At 67.5% G+C, this 16,438-nt stretch carries 14 protein-coding genes; 7 read left to right on the forward strand and 7 right to left on the reverse strand.

All coding sequences use genetic code 11. From position 1 onward, the window contains the following. Positions 1-49 precede the first annotated feature (49 nt). Entirely contained in the window at positions 50-793 is a 744-nt protein-coding gene (locus Y958_RS04145; protein ID WP_088871011.1) for an MlaA family lipoprotein, read from the reverse strand. 441 nt (positions 794-1,234) lie between these two features. On the opposite strand from Y958_RS04145, the gene Y958_RS04150 reads away from it, so the two are divergent. From Y958_RS04150 to Y958_RS04165, 4 genes are all read left to right on the forward strand, one after another. Further along, a complete protein-coding gene (locus tag Y958_RS04150) occupies positions 1,235-2,164 on the forward strand; it encodes an ArsR/SmtB family transcription factor (RefSeq protein ID WP_088871012.1) in 930 nt (309 codons plus the stop codon). 170 nt (positions 2,165-2,334) lie between these two features. Then, positions 2,335-3,165 carry a methylenetetrahydrofolate reductase [NAD(P)H] gene (gene metF, locus Y958_RS04155; RefSeq protein ID WP_244909413.1) on the forward strand — a complete coding sequence of 277 codons (831 nt, stop codon included), beginning with the start codon at positions 2,335-2,337 and terminating at the stop codon, positions 3,163-3,165. Positions 3,166-3,366: 201 nt separating this feature from the next. After that, entirely contained in the window at positions 3,367-4,068 is a 702-nt protein-coding gene (locus Y958_RS04160) for a beta/gamma crystallin-related protein (protein WP_186291252.1), read from the forward strand. Between the two features lie 15 nt (positions 4,069-4,083). After that, positions 4,084-4,677: a beta/gamma crystallin-related protein gene (locus tag Y958_RS04165; RefSeq protein WP_186291253.1), complete on the forward strand. Its 594-nt coding sequence runs from the start codon at positions 4,084-4,086 to the stop codon at positions 4,675-4,677. Between the two features lie 19 nt (positions 4,678-4,696). Here the strand turns inward: Y958_RS04165 and metH are convergent, their stop codons facing one another. Both metH and Y958_RS32115 read right to left on the reverse strand, forming a co-directional pair. Further along, a complete protein-coding gene (metH, locus tag Y958_RS04170; protein WP_211098527.1) occupies positions 4,697-7,372 on the reverse strand; it encodes a methionine synthase in 2,676 nt (891 codons plus the stop codon). 57 nt (positions 7,373-7,429) lie between these two features. Next, entirely contained in the window at positions 7,430-8,503 is a 1,074-nt protein-coding gene (locus tag Y958_RS32115; protein WP_211098528.1) for a homocysteine S-methyltransferase family protein, read from the reverse strand. Positions 8,504-8,714: 211 nt separating this feature from the next. Between Y958_RS32115 and Y958_RS04175 the strand changes: the two genes are divergently transcribed. After that, positions 8,715-9,977, forward strand: coding sequence for a TIGR03862 family flavoprotein (locus Y958_RS04175; RefSeq protein ID WP_281288777.1), 1,263 nt, complete (start codon positions 8,715-8,717; stop codon positions 9,975-9,977). Here the strand turns inward: Y958_RS04175 and Y958_RS32120 are convergent. The 3 genes from Y958_RS32120 to Y958_RS04190 form a co-directional block, all read right to left on the reverse strand. Then, on the reverse strand, positions 9,943-10,392 hold the full coding sequence (locus tag Y958_RS32120; RefSeq protein ID WP_088871017.1) for a hypothetical protein: 450 nt from the start codon (positions 10,390-10,392) through the stop codon (positions 9,943-9,945). The genes Y958_RS04175 and Y958_RS32120 overlap by 35 nt on opposite strands. Before the next feature lie 303 nt (positions 10,393-10,695). Next, complete coding sequence (locus Y958_RS04185; protein ID WP_088871018.1) at positions 10,696-10,959, reverse strand: hypothetical protein; 264 nt, start codon at positions 10,957-10,959, stop codon at positions 10,696-10,698. 9 nt (positions 10,960-10,968) lie between these two features. Then, positions 10,969-11,454, reverse strand: a complete 486-nt coding sequence (locus tag Y958_RS04190; RefSeq protein ID WP_040843736.1) for an Lrp/AsnC ligand binding domain-containing protein — start codon at positions 11,452-11,454, stop codon at positions 10,969-10,971. A gap of 129 nt (positions 11,455-11,583) precedes the next feature. Here Y958_RS04190 and putA point away from each other — a divergent pair, with 129 nt between their 5' ends. Both putA and Y958_RS04200 read left to right on the forward strand, forming a co-directional pair. Then, positions 11,584-14,754, forward strand: a complete 3,171-nt coding sequence (gene putA, locus Y958_RS04195; protein WP_088871019.1) for a bifunctional proline dehydrogenase/L-glutamate gamma-semialdehyde dehydrogenase PutA — start codon at positions 11,584-11,586, stop codon at positions 14,752-14,754. A 286-nt stretch (positions 14,755-15,040) separates the two neighbouring features. Beyond that, positions 15,041-15,766 carry a response regulator transcription factor gene (locus tag Y958_RS04200; RefSeq protein WP_004273058.1) on the forward strand — a complete coding sequence of 242 codons (726 nt, stop codon included), beginning with the start codon at positions 15,041-15,043 and terminating at the stop codon, positions 15,764-15,766. 254 nt (positions 15,767-16,020) lie between these two features. Here the strand turns inward: Y958_RS04200 and Y958_RS31835 are convergent, their stop codons facing one another. Then, positions 16,021-16,413, reverse strand: coding sequence for an Hpt domain-containing protein (locus Y958_RS31835; protein ID WP_186291254.1), 393 nt, complete (start codon positions 16,411-16,413; stop codon positions 16,021-16,023). Positions 16,414-16,438 lie beyond the last annotated feature (25 nt).

The following is a 16,438-nucleotide window of genomic DNA, read 5'->3' on the forward strand; positions in this document are numbered from 1 at the left end:
TTCAACACCCGACCGATGCCGGTGATCCCCGGAGCCCGGCGCCTTTCTATTACGGGTCAGGGTTCTGGGAGTAGTCGGGAATGCTGGGGTATTGGCGCGGATCTGCCTTGCCGTTCAGGACATAGCCATCACGCTGCTGCCGGTAGGCGGCGCGTATGGCGGCGTAATAGTCGACGCTGTTCTTGCGCAAATCGTCCAGCGCCTCGAAATAGGTCGAACGCACGTCCAGCACCGTCAGGCCCACGCGGGTATAGTTGGCCCAGTCATTGTTGGTGTTGCTGGACACGCGGGTGACCGGGTCACCCCATGCTTCAAGGCCGAAGCCCACGGCGTCGCGGACGGATGAGGCGCCCAGGAAGGGCAACACCAGGTAGGGCCCCTCGTCTATGCCCCAGACGGCGAAGGTCTGGCTCAGGCTCTCGTAATGATAGGGGATGCCATTGGCCGCGGCCACGTCCACCAGGCCGCCGATGCCTACCGTGGAGTTGATGACGAAGCGTTCCACGGTCACGCCGGCGCCATCCCAGTCGCCCTGCAGCAGGTTGTTGGCCAGGGTGAGGGGGGAGCGCACGTTGTTCAGCACGTTGGACACGGCGTCGCGCAGCGCCGGCGGGATGGCCCAGCGGTAGGCCTGGGCCACGGGGCGCAGCACGGCTTGGTCCACCTGGTCGTTGAACCAGAAGATGCCCCGGTTCATGCCTTCCAACGGGTCGTTAGCCTCGGGCCCCGCGAGGGCCGGGTGCTGGGGCGTGCCATCGGGATTGTGGGCACAGGCCGAGACGCCCAGTAGCATCCCCACCGCAAGTAATGCGGGGGCCAATCGCCGCCGCCGGTTCGCAAGGAGCCATGTCGGCATGAAAGAAACCAAGGGCCCGCCCTGCGGGATCGGCGACATCAGGCGCATGCGTCAACCCACGGTTAAGTTGGTTATTGATGAATGATTGGCATACTTTGTGGCCAAATCCAGGCGCCACTAAGAGGTGGGCCAAGGTGGGGCCATTTTCTATCTGACCTTCGATATAGGGGTCGGCCATCGAACGAGTGGGGCGGACGAGCGGGGTGGCGCACCCACGTTTTCGGGCCGGCGCTGGGATGTAGGCCATTATACCGCCTTGCCCGTCACCCGTGTGGCGCGTTGGTCGTCTCGTATCGTTGTCATTATTCTCTCGCATAAAGACATCTTTATATGTACAAATGATCCCCTAGACTGCGGTGGCATGGGGATCGTTGGACCATGGATTTTCTGCTGGGGGCCCTGAAGGCGGCGGCTGAGCCGACGCGCCTGCGCTTGCTGGCCCTGTGCGCCCATGGCGAACTGACGGTCAGCGAACTGACGCAGATCCTGGGGCAGAGCCAGCCGCGCGTGTCGCGGCATCTGAAGCTGCTGTGCGATGCGGGGCTGCTGGACCGCTTCCGCGAAGGTATCTGGGCCTACTATCGCTTGGCGGAGCGGGGGGCGGTGGCAGAACTGGCGCGGACTCTGGTGGACGCCATCCCGGCGGACGACCCCGGCTTGGCGCTGGACCTGGAGCGGCTGGACCAGATCAAACGCGCGCGGCAGGAAACGGCGGCCCAGTATTTCCGCGACAACGCCGCCCGCTGGCATGAGGTGCGCAGCCTGCACGTGCCCGAGCGCGAGGTGGAACAGGCGCTGCTGGCCCTGGTGCCGGGCGGCGGCATCGGCGACCTGCTGGACATCGGTACCGGCACCGGCCGCATGCTGGAGCTGTTCGCCCCCCATGTCACCCGCGCCCTGGGCATTGACGCTTCGCGGGAAATGCTGGCGGTGGCGCGGGCCAATCTGGAAAAGGCGGGCCTGCGCCATGTGCAGGTGCGGCTGGCCGACATGTACCAGGTGCCCGTCCCCAGCGGCAGCCAAGACATGGTGATCGTCCACCAGGTGCTCCACTATGCCGAGGACCCGCAGGAGGTGCTGGTGGAGGCCGCGCGCGTGCTGCGCCCCGGCGGCCGTGTGGTGGTGGTCGACTTCACCAGCCATGACCTGGAGAACCTGCGGACCGATCATGCCCACCGCCGCCTGGGCTTCACGGACGCCGAAATGGCGCAGTGGTTCGGCCATGCCGGCCTGACGCCGGCCCAACCTGTGCACCTGCCCGGCACCCCCTTGACCGTGACCCTGTGGTCCGGCCAGCGGCCCGCCTGATTGCCCCGAAGACGCTGAGAAAAGCCATGACCACCGCGAATGAGACCGCCGTGACCGAGACCGCCGCCGATACGCCCCTGGCCCGCCAACTGGGCGGGGGGGAGCCACTGGTGACAGTGCCGCGGGACCTGCGCGTCAGCTTCGAATTCTTTCCGCCCAAGACGGAAAAGATGGAACAGACGCTGTGGCAGGCCATCCGCCGCCTGGCACCGCTGTCACCGGCCTTCGTCTCGGTCACCTACGGTGCCGGTGGCTCCACGCGTGAACGCACGCACGCTACCGTCACCGCCATCCAGCAGCAGACGGGCATTCCGGCCGCCGCCCATTTGACTTGCGTCGCGGCCACCAAGGAAGAGATCGACACCATCGCGCGCGCCTATTGGGACGCCGGCATCCGCCACATCGTGGCGCTGCGTGGTGACCCGCCCCAGGCGGCGGACGGCAGTGGCGGCCTGGGCGGCAGCGGCTACCAGCCCCATCCCGGCGGCTACGCCTACGCCACCGACCTGGTGGCCGGGCTGAAGCGGGTGGCGGACTTCGAAATCTCCGTGGCCTGCTTCCCCGAAACCCATCCCGAGGCCGCCAGCGCCGCCGCCGACATCGACAATCTGCGCCGCAAGGTGGACGCCGGCGCCACCCGCGCCATCAGCCAGTTCTTTTTCGACACCGACCGGTTCCTGCGCTTCCGCGACACGGTGGCGGCGGCCGGCATCGACATCCCCATCGTGCCGGGCATCCTGCCCATCACCAACTTCGGCCGCGCCGTGGAACTGGGGGCCAAATGCAACTGCGCCGTGCCCGCCTGGATGGATGAGCTGTTCGGCGGCCTGGACGCGGAACCGGAAACCCGCCAACTGGTGGCCGCCACCGTGGCCGTGCAGCAGTGCCTGCGGCTGGAACGGGAAGGGGTGCGGGACTTCCATTTCTACACCCTCAACCGCGCCGACCTGACGGTCGCCATCTGCCATATGCTGGGGGTACGGGCGCCTAAGGCCGTCTGAGCGTGCCCGAAATCGCGAACCCGCAGTCGCGGTCCCAAAATCCGGATGATGCCACCGCGTCGCCACGGGCTCGCCATTCTCGTGGCTTTAGGTTAAATCCGCCGGCAGGCATTCTTGCAAACGATGATTGCAAGGAATTGGGCCGGTACTGACTTGATCCGGCGGGCACGCCCGCTGGTCCGGACGACAGGGTGGACCGTCATGACACGATTGATGCACCGAGTGATGGGGGCGGCCGTGCTGGCCGGCACCCTGATGACCGCTGGCGGTGCGCTGGCGGGGGAAATCACCCTGTACTCCGAAGCCTTCTTCCGGGGCGAGGCGCTGACCATCCGCGACGGCGTGGAAAACCTGGCCGACATGGGGCGCTGGAACGACCGCGCCAAATCCATGATCGTGCGCTCGGGCGAGTGGGAGGTGTGCAAGGACTCCGGCTTCCGCAACTGCAAGCGCGTGGGGCGCGGCACCCGGATCGGCGATTTGGGCGAGATCGGGCTGTACAACGCCGTCTCCTCCGCCCGGCAGATCGATGGCCGCTACTACCAGCCGGAACCGCCTCCGCCGCCCGTCTACGACCCGCCGCCCCCGCCCTCATACGGCCCACCGCCCGGTTATGGCGGCGGCATCACCTGGAACAATGCTCCCTCGGGCCCGCCGGCCTATGACCAGCCACCGCCCCCACCGCCCAGTTATGGTGGTGGCGTCACCTGGAATGACGACCGGCGGGACGGCCCCCCGCCCATGGGCGACTGCCGCCGCCGCATCTATGACGCCTTCGTCCAGCGCTTCGGCCCGCCGGGCGACGTCAATTTCCGGGGTGAGGAGTGGGAAGGCCGCATCTTCTGGAATGGGGATCGCTGGCACTATCGCTGCACGCCGGAGCAGATCAACATCTGGCAGTGATGATGGGGGATGGGAATGGCAGGGGTCACCGCGCGGCTGCTGATTTCCGCGGGCCTGATGTTGGGTGCCACCCTGCCCGGGACCGCATGGGCATACGACGCCATGGTCATCCTGTATTCGGGACAGGACCGGGGCGGAAGTACCCTCGATATTGAAGAGGATACCGAGAACCTGGCCGGCGACGGTTGGAACGACCGGGCGCGGTCCCTGGCGGTCACGGGCGGAACGTGGGAGGTGTGCCGCCACGCCGGCTATCGTGACTGTGAGACGGTCAGGGCTTGGGACGTGGTCAACGACCTGTCCCGCATCGGCCTGGACCAGGCCATTTCCTCCGTACGCCGGATTGACCGGCCGGCGCCGGAACCGGCGGCGACCACCGGCACCGGTTCACCCATCGTGTGGAACACCAGACGGCCGGCGACCCTATGGTCCCTCACCAGCGCGGGCGACTGCCGGCCCGATATCCGTGCGGCCTTCGCCCAACGCTTCGACTCCGCCGGTGAGGGTGATTTCGACGGCGGCCCAAGTGACGGGCGCCTCACCTGGGACGGCAAGGTGTGGGGCTATAACTGCGCCTACCGCCAAACCGACATTTGGCCGGAGGGTTAGCCGGACAAGGGGCGCAGCCTCACGCCGCCGCCACGTCTCCGGCGGCGGTGGGCTCATAGTTCAGGTTGGGGGCCAGCCAGCGTTCCATGGTGGCCATGTCCATGCCCTTGCGCGCGGCATAGTCCGCCACCTGGTCGCGCTCCACCTTGCCCAGGCCGAAATACTTGGCGTCGGGGTGGGCGAAATACAGGCCGCTGACGGCGGCGGTGGGGGTCATGGCGTAGCTCTCGGTCAGCGTGATGCCGGCATTCTTCTCCGCGTCCAGCAGCTGCCACAGGATGCCCTTCTCCGTATGGTCGGGGCAGGCGGGGTAGCCCGGGGCCGGGCGGATGCCCCGGTACTTCTCCGCGATCAGGTCCTCATTGCTCAGGTCCTCGCCGGCGGCATAGCCCCACAGTTCGGTGCGCACGCGCTCGTGCAGGCGTTCCGACAGGGCTTCGGCCAGGCGGTCACCCAGGGCCTTCAGCAGGATGGCGCTGTAATCGTCATGCGCCGCCTCGAAGGCCTTGGCGCGTTCCTCCAGCCCGATGCCGGCGGTGACGGCGAAGCCGCCGATCCAGTCGGCCACGCCCGTTTCCTTGGGCGCCACGAAGTCGGCCAGGGCCAGATGCGGGCGATCACGGCCGGCCTCGCGCGCCATCTGCTGGCGCAAGGTATGTAGCGTGGCCGTCACCGTCGTGCGGTTGGTGTCGGCATAGACCTCGATGTCGTCGCCCACGGTGTGGGCGGGCCACAGGCCGACCACGGCGCGGGCCGTCAGCCACTTCTCGCCGACGATCCGCTGCAACATGGCCTGGGCGTCGGCGTAGAGGTTGCGCGCCGCCTCGCCCACCACGGCGTCCTCCAGGATGGCGGGGAAGGTGCCGGCCAGTTCCCAGGCCTGGAAGAAGGGGCGCCAGTCGATGCGCGACACCAGCTCCGCCAGGTCGTAATCCTCGAACACCGTCAGGCCGGGCTTCAGCGGCTGCGGCGCCTCATACGCGGCCCAGTCCAACTTGGCGCGGTTGGCGCGGGCGTCCGCGATGGGCAGCCGGGCGCGGCCAGCCTGGGCGCGGGCGTGGGCCTCGCGCATGCGGGCGTAATCGCCCTTCACGCCCTGGGTGTAGTCGCCCTTGGCCGCCAGGCTGATCAGGTTGCCGGCCACGCCCACCGCGCGGCTGGCATCGATGACGTGGACGACGGGGCCCTGGTAGGCCGGGTCGATCTTCACCGCCGTGTGCACCTTGCTGGTGGTGGCGCCGCCGATCAGCAGCGGCAGGTCGAAGCCCTCGCGCTGCATCTCCTTGGCCACGAACACCATCTCGTCCAGCGACGGGGTGATCAGGCCGGACAGGCCGATGATGTCGGCCTTCTCCTGCTTGGCCGTCTCCAGGATCTTGGCGCAGGGCACCATGACGCCCAGGTCCACGACCTCGTAGTTGTTACATTGCAGAACGACGCCGACGATGTTCTTGCCGATGTCGTGCACATCGCCCTTCACCGTGGCCAGCAGCACCTTGCCATTGCTGCGGCTGGCGGCCCCGTCCTTCTCCGCCTCGATGTAGGGCAGCAGGTAGGCCACGGCCTTTTTCATGACGCGGGCCGACTTCACCACCTGGGGCAGGAACATCTTGCCGGCGCCGAACAGGTCACCCACCACGTTCATGCCGTCCATCAGCGGGCCTTCGATGACCGACAGGGGGCGGTCGGCGGCTTGGCGCGCCTCCTCCACATCCTCGTCGATCCAGTCGGTCAGGCCGTGGACCAGGGCGTGGGTCAGGCGCTGGTTCACCGGCGCCTGGCGCCAGCTGAGGTCAGCCTCCTTCCTGGCGCCGCCGCCCTTGTACTTCTCCGCCACTTCCAGCAGGCGGTCGGTGGCGTCCTCGCGGCGGTTGAGGATGACATCCTCCACCCGCTCGCGCAGCTCGGCCGGAATATCCTCGTACACCGGCAGCTCGCCGGCGTTGACGATGCCCATGTCCATGCCGGCGGCGATGGCGTGGTACAGGAACACGGCATGCATCGCCTGGCGCACCGTTTCGTTGCCGCGGAAGCTGAACGAGACGTTGGACAGGCCGCCGGAGACGTGGGCGCCCGGCAGCTCGGCGCGGATGCGGCGCGTGGCGTTGATGAAGTCGACGGCGTAGTTGTTGTGTTCCTCGATGCCCGTGGCGACGGCGAAGATGTTGGGGTCGAAGATGATGTCTTCCGGCGGGAAGCCCACCTTGTTCACCAGCACGTCATAGCTGCGGCGGCAGATTTCCACCTTGCGCGCCTCGGTGTCGGCCTGGCCCTTCTCGTCGAAGGCCATGACCACCACGGCGGCGCCATAGCGGCGCACCTTTCTGGCCTGGGCGATGAAGGCCTCTTCGCCTTCCTTCAGGCTGATGGAATTGACGATGGCCTTGCCCTGGACGTTCTTCAGCCCCGCCTCGATCACGCTCCATTTGGAACTGTCGATCATCACCGGCACGCGGGCGATGTCCGGTTCCGAGGCGATCAGGCGCAGGAAGCGGACCATGGCGGCCTCGCTGTCCAGCATGGCCTCGTCCATGTTCACGTCGATGATCTGGGCGCCGCCCTCCACCTGCTGGCGGGCGACGGCCAGGGCCGCCTCATAGTCGCCGTTCAGGATCAGCTTCTTGAACCTGGCCGATCCGGTGACGTTGGTGCGCTCACCCACATTGATGAAGATGGCGGTGCGGGGCTGGGTCATGGCGGCTGATTCCGGAAGCGAAACGAGGGGCGGGGCGCCTGGGTCTGGATGGGTGGTTTAGAATGCCGGCATCTCGAACGGCTCCAGCCCGGCCAGGCGCATGCGCGCCGGGCGGTCGGCGGGCGGGCGCGGGGTGATACCCTTCACCGCCTCGGCGATGGCGCGGATATGCACGGGGGTGGTGCCGCAGCAGCCGCCGACGATGTTCACCAGTCCGTCGCTGGCCCAGTGGCCCAGCGCGTCGGCCATCTGCTCCGGCGTCTCGTCATAGCCGCCGAACTCGTTGGGCAGGCCGGCATTCGGATGGGCGCTGACGTAAGTGTCGGCGACGCGGCTCAGTTCCTGAACATAGGGGCGCATCAGGTCGGCACCCAGCGCGCAGTTCAGGCCGATGCTCAGCGGCTTCACATGGCGCAGGCTGTTCCAGAAGGCCTCCGTCGTCTGGCCGGACAGGGTGCGGCCGGAGCGGTCGGTGATGGTGCCGGAGATCATGACCGGCAGTTCTAGCCCCTTTTCCTCAAGCACCTCGTCGACGGCGAACAGGGCGGCCTTGGCGTTCAGCGTGTCGAAGATCGTCTCGACCAACAGCATGTCGACGCCGCCGTCGATCAGGCCCTCCACCTGGGTGCGGTAGGCGGTGCGCAGCTCATCGAAGTCGACATTGCGGAAGCCGGGGTCGGTCACCACCGGGCTGATGGACGCGGTGCGGTTGGTGGGGCCGATGGCACCGGCGACGTAGCGCGGGCGCGTGGGGTCCGCATCCTCCAGCGCGTCGCCGGCGGCGCGGGCCAGGGCGGCGCCGGCCTTGTTGAACTCGTACGCCAGATCCTCCATGCCGTAATCGGCCAGGCTGATGCTGGTGGAGTTGAAGGTGTTGGTCTCGACGATGTCGGCACCGGCGTCGAAATACTGCTGGTGGATTTCCCGCACGATCTGCGGCTGCGTCAGGTTCAGCAGGTCGTTGTTGCCGCGCACGTCGCGGTGCCAGTCCTTGAACCGCTCCCCGCGATAGCCGGCCTCATCCAGCTTGTAACCTTGGATCATGGTGCCCATGGCGCCGTCCAGCACCAGGATGCGCTGCTTCAGCAGGTCCGGCAGGCGGGCCAAACGTTCGGAACGGGTCAGGGCCATGATCGCGTACTCCACCGGCATAAGGGCGCCGGGTATGTTCCAGGTAACAATGTTCGCCACCCTAGTCATCTGGGGATACAGATGCAAACATAAAGATGTCTTTATGTGATGCGTCGAGTGCAGGCGCCATGTGCTTTTGTGGTGGTGCGGATTGACGGCGGCGGGCGCCCATGCCTAGAAGCGCCTGAGATCATTATGGAAGGGTTGAGCGGTGCCGCAGACGGCAGGGCAAGAGGGGCGGGGGCGCCCGGCGGTGGCCATCATCGGTGCCGGCCCCGCCGGCCTCATGGCGGCTGAGGCGCTGGCCGGGAAGGGCATCGCCGTTACCGTCTATGACGCCATGCCCTCACCGGCGCGCAAGTTCCTGATGGCCGGGCGCGGCGGCCTGAACATCACCCATTCCGAACCGCTGGACCGCTTTCTCACCCGCTATGGCGCGGCGGCGGCGGTGGTGGCGCCGTGGATCAGGCGCTTCACGCCGGACGACCTGCGCGCCTGGGTGCACGGCCTGGGTATCGAAACTTTCGTGGGCAGCAGCGGCCGCGTCTTCCCCGTAGGCCTCAAGGCCTCCCCCCTGCTGCGCGCCTGGCTGCGCCGGCTGGATGGGCTGGGCGTGACGCTGAAGGCCCGTCACCGCTGGACCGGATGGACCGACGACGGCGCGCTGGCCTTCGACACGCCGGAGGGGCCGCTGGCGGTGGCGGCGGACGCCACCCTGCTGGCCCTGGGGGGCGCCAGTTGGCCGCGCCTGGGCTCCGACGGCGGCTGGGCGCCCTTGTTGGCGGCGAAGGGCATCGACCTCGCCCCCTTCCGCGCCGCCAACGCCGGCTTCGACGTCGCCTGGTCCCCCGCCTTCATCGAGCGGGCGGAGGGGCAGCCCCTGAAGCGCATCGCCCTGTCCTTCGCCGGCCAGACCAGCCGGGGGGAGGCGGTGGTGACCCGCACCGGCCTGGAGGGCGGCGCCCTCTACGCCCTGGGCGCGCCGCTGCGGGAGGCGATCGCCCGCGACGGCCAGGCGGTGCTGCATATCGACCTCAAGCCCGACCTGGACCTGGCCGCCATTACGGCGCGTTTGGCCAAGGCGCCGCCGTCGGAAAGCCTGAAGAACCGCCTGCGCAAGGCCCTGGGGCTGGAGGGCGTGATCCCCGCCCTGCTGCGGGAAGGCGTCCCGCCCGCCGATCTCGCCACCCCGTCCGCGCTGGCCCAGCGCCTCAAGGCCCTGCCCATCACCCTGGCCGCCATCCGCCCTATGGATCGGGCCATCTCCACCGCCGGCGGCATCACGCTGACCGAACTGGACGATCACCTGATGCTGCGCCGCCTGCCGGGTGTCTTCGCCGTGGGGGAAATGCTGGACTGGGAAGCGCCCACCGGCGGCTATCTGCTGCAAGCCTGCTTCAGCGGGGCGGTGGCGGCGGCGGAGGGAATGGCGGGGTGGCTCAACGACTGGCGAGTAGGCGCATTTCCTGGATAACCTTATCCACCTTGCCTTTTGCTTCGCCCCCAATGTCGAAGGCGGCGATCTGCCGCCCTTTCACGTTCTGTTTGGCGTTGCCCGAGGCTTCGAAATGGAACGGTTCCACTTCGTCGAAATAAATGGAGCCTGAAACACCGCTCCAGGAACCCCAGGTCATCCCCGTCGTGAACGATACCAAGCCTGATGTCTCGTCCGCGGCATCGACTTTATAGTTCAATGACTGGATCGCTTTGACCGACAATTTGATGAGCAAGGCCTTGGTGCCGATGAACTTATCGCCAGAAACGGTGACCGTGGTCGGGGCTTCGGTGGCGGCGATATCCGCAGCGGCGATGGGGCAACCACAATTGGGGCAAGCTGGTGCCCGGTCGGAGACATCGCGGCCACAATCCTCGCACTGGATCAACGCCATCTTCGCTACCCCACATATGATTTATTTGCCAAAAATGCCGTTATGCATTGGCGCCATCAAGGAAAATACAACCAAAGACAATTATCTCGCCAGACCATGAACCGTCGGGACGCGCGTCCATGTGCTGGCAAAGTTGGGGAAGCTATAATCCTCACAACGTTTTGAACGCTCTCTTGAGGAACAGCCGCAGGCGAATACGCGTGCTCAGATAATTGAGACCATACAAAATGGCCGTTAAAAGGAAGAACGGGGCGTGGGTCGCCATGGACAGGGCTGCTGAAACCTTGAAGAGGAAGCCAGCCCTCAACAAGCCTGAAGGGCATAGCGGAGGATCAGTCGGTTGTCCGCAACCTCATGCAAGCTGACCGTACCATTCTCGAAGCCGCTGAAAAGATCGGTGTTCCACCGCAAAGCTGGAATGCTGAAGAAGGAAAGCGTGGCGCCTTCCCTGGTCACGGCCATTTTCCGGGTCTCCAGGCTGATTGTCACCTGCCTGAAGGCTTCTTGTTCAATGTCCGCCGCCCTTCGCTGGTGCGTCACGCGCCCCTGAAGGCTTAATGGATACATGCCATCACCCTACCGCACCGGCACGGGTATGGCCGCCGTCGACTTCACCTCCTCCATCACCATATAGGTGTGGGTCTGGGCCACGCCCGGGATGCTGGACAGCTTGTCGCCCAGGAAGGCGCGGTAGGCCGCCATGTCGGCCACCCGCACCTTGATCAGGTAGTCGAAGCCGCCGGCCACCATGTGGCATTCCTGGATCTCGTCCATGGGGGCGATGGCGTCGGCGAAGATTTTGAAGACGTCGGGGCTGGTCCGGTCCAGCCGCACCTCGATGAAGGCCATCAGGCTGCGGCCCAGCCGTTCGGGGTCCAGCCGTGCCGCGTAGCCCTGGATATAGCCGTCGCGTTCCAGGCGCCGCACCCGCTCCAGACAGGGGGTGGGGGACAGGTTCACGCGGCGGGACAGCTCCACATTCGACAGGCGCCCATCCTCCTGCAGAATGCGCAGGATGTTCAGGTCGATGCGGTCCAACTGGTCGGCGGTTTGGCGGGTCATATTTTCATCGTCCGAAGGGCGTCTTCGCCGGATGATATACTGAAAAATTGCGCAAATCGGCGGGAAATATGCCGGTGATCTCGCCATAATCCGCGACATTATCGCCCCACCCAAGCCCCAGGCAGTGTCATGTACCAGGCGACCGCCCCGTCCAGCTCTCCCTCCCCGGCCACGCCCGACCTTGACGGTCCCCGCGCGGCCCTGCGCCGGGCCAAACATCTGAATGAGGAGACGGCGGTGCGCGCCCTGCTGGCGGCGCACGGCCTGACGGCGGAGGAACGCCGGGCGATTGACGCCCAGGCGGTGGACGTGGTCAACGCCGCCCGCGCCCGCCGGTCGGAACTGGGGCCCCTGGACGCTTTCATGCAGGAGTTCGGCCTGTCCAACCAGGAGGGCATCGCCCTCATGTGCATCGCCGAATGCCTGCTGCGCATCGCCGATCCGGCCACGGCCGACCGGCTGATCGCCGAGAAGATCATGAAGGGGCAGTGGGACCAGCATCTGGGCCAGTCGGACAGCGCCTTCGTCAATGCCGCCGCCTGGGGCCTGATGCTGACCGGCCGGGTGGTGGAGGTCGACACCAAGAAGCAGGGTGACGCGCCCGGCCTGCTGCGCCGCCTGGTTCAGCGCTCGGGCGAGCCCGTCATCCGCGCCGCCATGATGAAGGCCATGCGGGTCATGGGCGAACACTTCGTCATGGGCCGCACTATTGCCGAGGCGGTGGCGGAAGCGAAGAAGGCGAAGCCGGAAGGCACCGTCCATTCCTATGACATGCTGGGCGAGGGGGCGCGCACCTGGGAACAGGCGGACCGCTACCAGGCCTCCTACCTCAACGCCATCGACACGGTGGGCAAGGCGGCGGCGGGCCGTGGCCCTTACGCCGCCCCCGGCGTCTCCATCAAGCTGTCGGCCCTGCATCCGCGCTATGTCTTCGCCAAGCGCGCCGACGTCATGGCCCAGCTGCTGCCGCGCGTGAAGGATCTGTGCCTGGCCGCCAAGCGCTGGGACATCAACCTGACCATCGATGCGGAAGAGGCGGACCGCCTGGACATCTCGCTGGACCTGCTGGAGGCCCTGGCGCGCGATGGCGACCTCGCCGGCTGGAATGGCCTGGGCCTGGCCATCCAGGCCTATCAGAAGCGCACCGCCCATCTGGTGGACTGGCTGGCGGCGCTGGCCCGTTCCGCCGGGCGCCGGCTGATGGTGCGCCTGGTGAAGGGCGCCTATTGGGACACGGAGATCAAGTTCTCCCAGACCCAGGGCCACGCCGACTATCCCGTCTACACCAAGAAGGCGGCGACGGACCTCAGCTACCTGGTGTGCGCGCGGCGGATGCTGGCGGCCAAGGACGCGATCTACCCGCAGTTCGCCACCCACAACGCCTACACCATCGCCGCCATCCTGCACCTGGCGGGCGACAACCGCGACCTGGAGTTCCAGCGCCTGCACGGCATGGGCGACCTGCTGTACGCCGCCGCCCGCGACCGTCTGAAGGACGTGCCGCGCGTGCGCATTTACGCACCCGTCGGCACGCATGAGGACCTGCTGCCCTATCTCGTCCGCCGTCTCCTGGAGAACGGCGCCAACAGCAACTTCGTCAACGCCTACATGGACCCGGCCATTCCGGTGAGCCAGGTGGTTGCCGACCCGATCGCCCTTTTGGAGGCTTTGCCCGTGCTGCGCCATGCCGGTATCCCGACCCCCGACAAGCTCTATGGTGACGACCGCGCCAACTCCCGCGGTGTCGACCTGACGGACGAGGCCACGGTGCGCAGCTTGCGCGCCGGCATCGACGCCGCCCTGGCCCAGGCCTGGACGGCCGGCCCCATCGTCGGCGGCCAGGATCTGGCCGGCCAGAAGGCCCGCCCGGTGCTGGACCCGTCCGACCACACCCGCACCGTGGGCACCACCGCCGACGCCACGGCCGAGCATATCGACCGCGCCCTGGCGCTGGCCGCCCAGGCCCAGCCGGGCTGGGACGCGCTGGGCGGCGAGGGGCGCGCCCGCATCCTGGACGCCATGGGCGACGCGCTGGAGGCCGACACGCCGGCCCTGCTGGGCATCCTGATCCGCGAGGCGGGCAAGACCTGGGGCGACGCCGTGGCCGAGGTGCGCGAGGCGGTGGATTTCTGCCGCTACTACGCCGATCTCGCCCGCAAGCAGTTCGGCGCGCCCACCCGCCTGCCGGGTCCGACGGGCGAAAGCAACGAGCTGTCGCTGCATGGCCGCGGCACCTTCGTCTGCATCAGCCCGTGGAACTTCCCGCTGGCCATCTTCACCGGTCAGGTGGCGGCCGCCCTGGCCGCCGGCAACGCCGTGGCGGCCAAGCCGGCGGAGCAGACCACCCTGGTGGGCGCCCGCGCCGTGCGCCTGTTCCACACGGCCGGCGTGCCGGGTGACATCCTGCACCTGCTGCCGGGCGATGGCGAGACGGTGGGTGCGGCCCTGGTGGCCGACGCCCGCATCGGCGGCGTGGCCTTCACCGGGTCCACCGAAACCGCGCGCCTGATCAACCGGGCCTTGGCCGCCCGGGACGGCGCCATCGTCCCCCTGATCGCCGAGACCGGCGGCCAGAACGCCATGATCGTCGACAGCACCGCCCTGCTGGAGCAGGTGGTGGACGACTGCATCACCTCGGCCTTCCAATCGGCGGGCCAGCGCTGCTCCGCCATGCGCGTCCTGTTCGTGCAGGACGACGTGGCCGACCAGATGGCGCACCTGCTGAAGGGCGCCATGCAGTTGATCACCCTGGGCGACCCGCTGGATCTCGCCACCGACGTCGGCCCCATCATCGATGAGGACGCCCGCAAGATTCTGGTGGCCCATGGCGAGCGCATGGACCGCGAGGCCAAGCTGGTCCACGCCTGCCCCACGGGCGCGGACCTCCCCAACGGCACCTTCTTTGGGCCGCGCCTCTATGAGATCGACAGCCTGAAGCGGCTGCCGCGCGAGGTGTTCGGCCCCATCCTGCACCTGGTGCGGTGGAAGGCCGACAGCCTGGACCAGGTGCTGGCCGACATCGATGCCACCGGCTACGGCCTGACCCTGGGCGTGCACAGCCGCCTGGAAGGCCGGGCGCAGGAGATCTTCAAGCGCCTGAACTGCGGCAACACCTACATCAACCGCAACATGGTGGGCGCCGTCGTCGGCGTGCAGCCCTTCGGCGGCCACGGCCTGTCCGGCACGGGTCCCAAGGCCGGCGGCCCGCACTATCTGCTGCGCTTCGCCACCGAGAAGACGCTGACCGTGAACATCACCGCCTTCGGTGGCAACGCCGACCTGCTGGGCCTGGGCGGCTGACCAGTCACGGCGCCGGATAGTCAAGACTCGGGCCAAGACTCGGGTCCTGATTACCCTTGGATGACGGGGTTCGGGCGGGGCGGGCACTTGTGGCGACTGGCCATGAGTGTCCGCCTCGCTCTTTTGGGGGAGGTTTTCCCGATTCCGCCCTGGCCATTTTCCCTATAGGAACGCCGCACAGCCTTGGTTCGCCAGGGACTTGCGTTGGCGGCCCGTGAGGGACATTCTGTCGCCAACGTCCGGCGGTGCATTTGGGGCAATGGCCGGCAGGGGGGTTGGAAGAGTCATGACGGAGAGTGTGGAAGCGCCGCTGGTCCTGATCGTTGAGGACGAGCCGGCGACCAGGGCCTTGCTGGCGGGATACTTTCATCAGGCCGGTTTCATGATCGCCGAGGCGGCCAATGGCAAGCAGACGCGGGAAGCCATCATCCGGCAACCCCCCGATCTGGTGCTGCTGGACATCGAACTGCCGGACGAGGATGGTTTCTCCATCGCCCGCGACATACGCGAGATTTCCAACGTCGGCATCATCATCGTCACCCGGCGCGCCAACGAGGACGACCGTGTCTTCGGTTTGGAAACCGGTGGCGATGACTATGTGACCAAGCCGCCCAACCCGCGTGAGCTGCTGGCCCGGGCGCGCAACCTGCTGCGCCGCACCCATCCCAGCAAGATGCGCCGGGCCGAGGGTACCGTGCGCCGTTTCGGCGGCTGGACCATCGACCTCGCCCGTCGCCGCCTGATCGACACTCAGGGTGTCGAGGTACGGGTGACGCGGGGCGAGTTCGAACTGCTGGCCCTGCTGGTCCGTTCCGGCGGCCGGGTGGTGACGCGCGACCAGCTGATCGACGCGGTCAGCGGCACTGACCGCAATCCCAGCGACCGCACCATCGACGTGCTGGTCAGCCGCCTGCGCCGCAAGATGAACGACGGCGGCGCCCAGCCGCGCCTGATCCTGACGGAAAAGGGCCTGGGCTATCGCCTGGGCGCCGACGTGACCGGCCCGGCGTAATCCCCGCGACGGAGTCTGAAACGCCACGGGCCCGATCCGGCTGGATCGGGCCCGTTTCGTTATGAGGCTGCGACGGAGCTGTGATGCCAGCGGCACGAGATGCGCCTCGCGCCGCTGTAGCCCGCGACTGCGGGTGCCGGAGATTTCCGGGGAGCCGAAGGCGGACTGGAAATCGAGGATAAGCCAAGGCCACGGATGTGGCCGCCCGGCACCTGAGGGGGCATTTGAGCGGTTACGATCAAATGCCGCACGCATCAGTCCTTCAGACTGGCACGAAATTCGTCCAGCACGGCCAGGTCGCTGCCCACCCGGGCCAGCAGGCGGGTGGCCTCGCGGATGCCTTCGTCGTTGTGGCCCTGGCGCAACGCGTGCTCCGCCTTGCGGGCCTGGGCCGACAGGGCGGCCAGCCCCACGGTCTGCGCGCCGCCACCCAGGCGGTGGATCAGCTTCTGCAGCAGGGGCAGGTCCTGCGCCTCCAGGGCCGCACGCACCGCCGCCACGCTGGCCGGCGCGTCGTCCAGGTACTTCTCCGCAATCTGGCGCACCAGGTCCGCCCCCAAGTCGTTGATGTGGGCGGTCAGCACGCCACGGTCCAGGGTGGGCGTGTCTTCAAGTGGCCAGCTCTCGGCCTCTGGGTGCGCAGTCATCGGCGTTTTCCGTTTGTTGTCTTGG

The organism is Nitrospirillum viridazoti CBAmc (genome assembly GCF_000730165.1).
Lineage (GTDB): Bacteria > Pseudomonadota > Alphaproteobacteria > Azospirillales > Azospirillaceae > Nitrospirillum > Nitrospirillum viridazoti.

Bases quoted from the DNA above. Each gene is read 5' to 3' on its own strand.
- Y958_RS04145 (WP_088871011.1), bottom strand. From the start codon at position 793: ATGCTACTGGGCGTCTCGGCCTGTGCCCACAATCCCGATGGCACGCCC.
- Y958_RS04160 (WP_186291252.1), top strand. From the start codon at position 3,367: ATGACACGATTGATGCACCGAGTGATGGGGGCGGCCGTGCTGGCCGGC.
- Y958_RS04165 (WP_186291253.1), top strand. From the start codon at position 4,084: ATGGCAGGGGTCACCGCGCGGCTGCTGATTTCCGCGGGCCTGATGTTG.
- Y958_RS04185 (WP_088871018.1), bottom strand. From the start codon at position 10,959: ATGTATCCATTAAGCCTTCAGGGGCGCGTGACGCACCAGCGAAGGGCG.
- metF (WP_244909413.1), top strand. From the start codon at position 2,335: ATGGAACAGACGCTGTGGCAGGCCATCCGCCGCCTGGCACCGCTGTCA.
- Y958_RS04200 (WP_004273058.1), top strand. From the start codon at position 15,041: ATGACGGAGAGTGTGGAAGCGCCGCTGGTCCTGATCGTTGAGGACGAG.
- Y958_RS04150 (WP_088871012.1), top strand. From the start codon at position 1,235: ATGGATTTTCTGCTGGGGGCCCTGAAGGCGGCGGCTGAGCCGACGCGC.
- metH (WP_211098527.1), bottom strand. From the start codon at position 7,372: ATGACCCAGCCCCGCACCGCCATCTTCATCAATGTGGGTGAGCGCACC.
- Y958_RS04190 (WP_040843736.1), bottom strand. From the start codon at position 11,454: ATGACCCGCCAAACCGCCGACCAGTTGGACCGCATCGACCTGAACATC.
- putA (WP_088871019.1), top strand. From the start codon at position 11,584: ATGTACCAGGCGACCGCCCCGTCCAGCTCTCCCTCCCCGGCCACGCCC.
- Y958_RS31835 (WP_186291254.1), bottom strand. From the start codon at position 16,413: ATGACTGCGCACCCAGAGGCCGAGAGCTGGCCACTTGAAGACACGCCC.
- Y958_RS32120 (WP_088871017.1), bottom strand. From the start codon at position 10,392: ATGGCGTTGATCCAGTGCGAGGATTGTGGCCGCGATGTCTCCGACCGG.
- Y958_RS32115 (WP_211098528.1), bottom strand. From the start codon at position 8,503: ATGGCCCTGACCCGTTCCGAACGTTTGGCCCGCCTGCCGGACCTGCTG.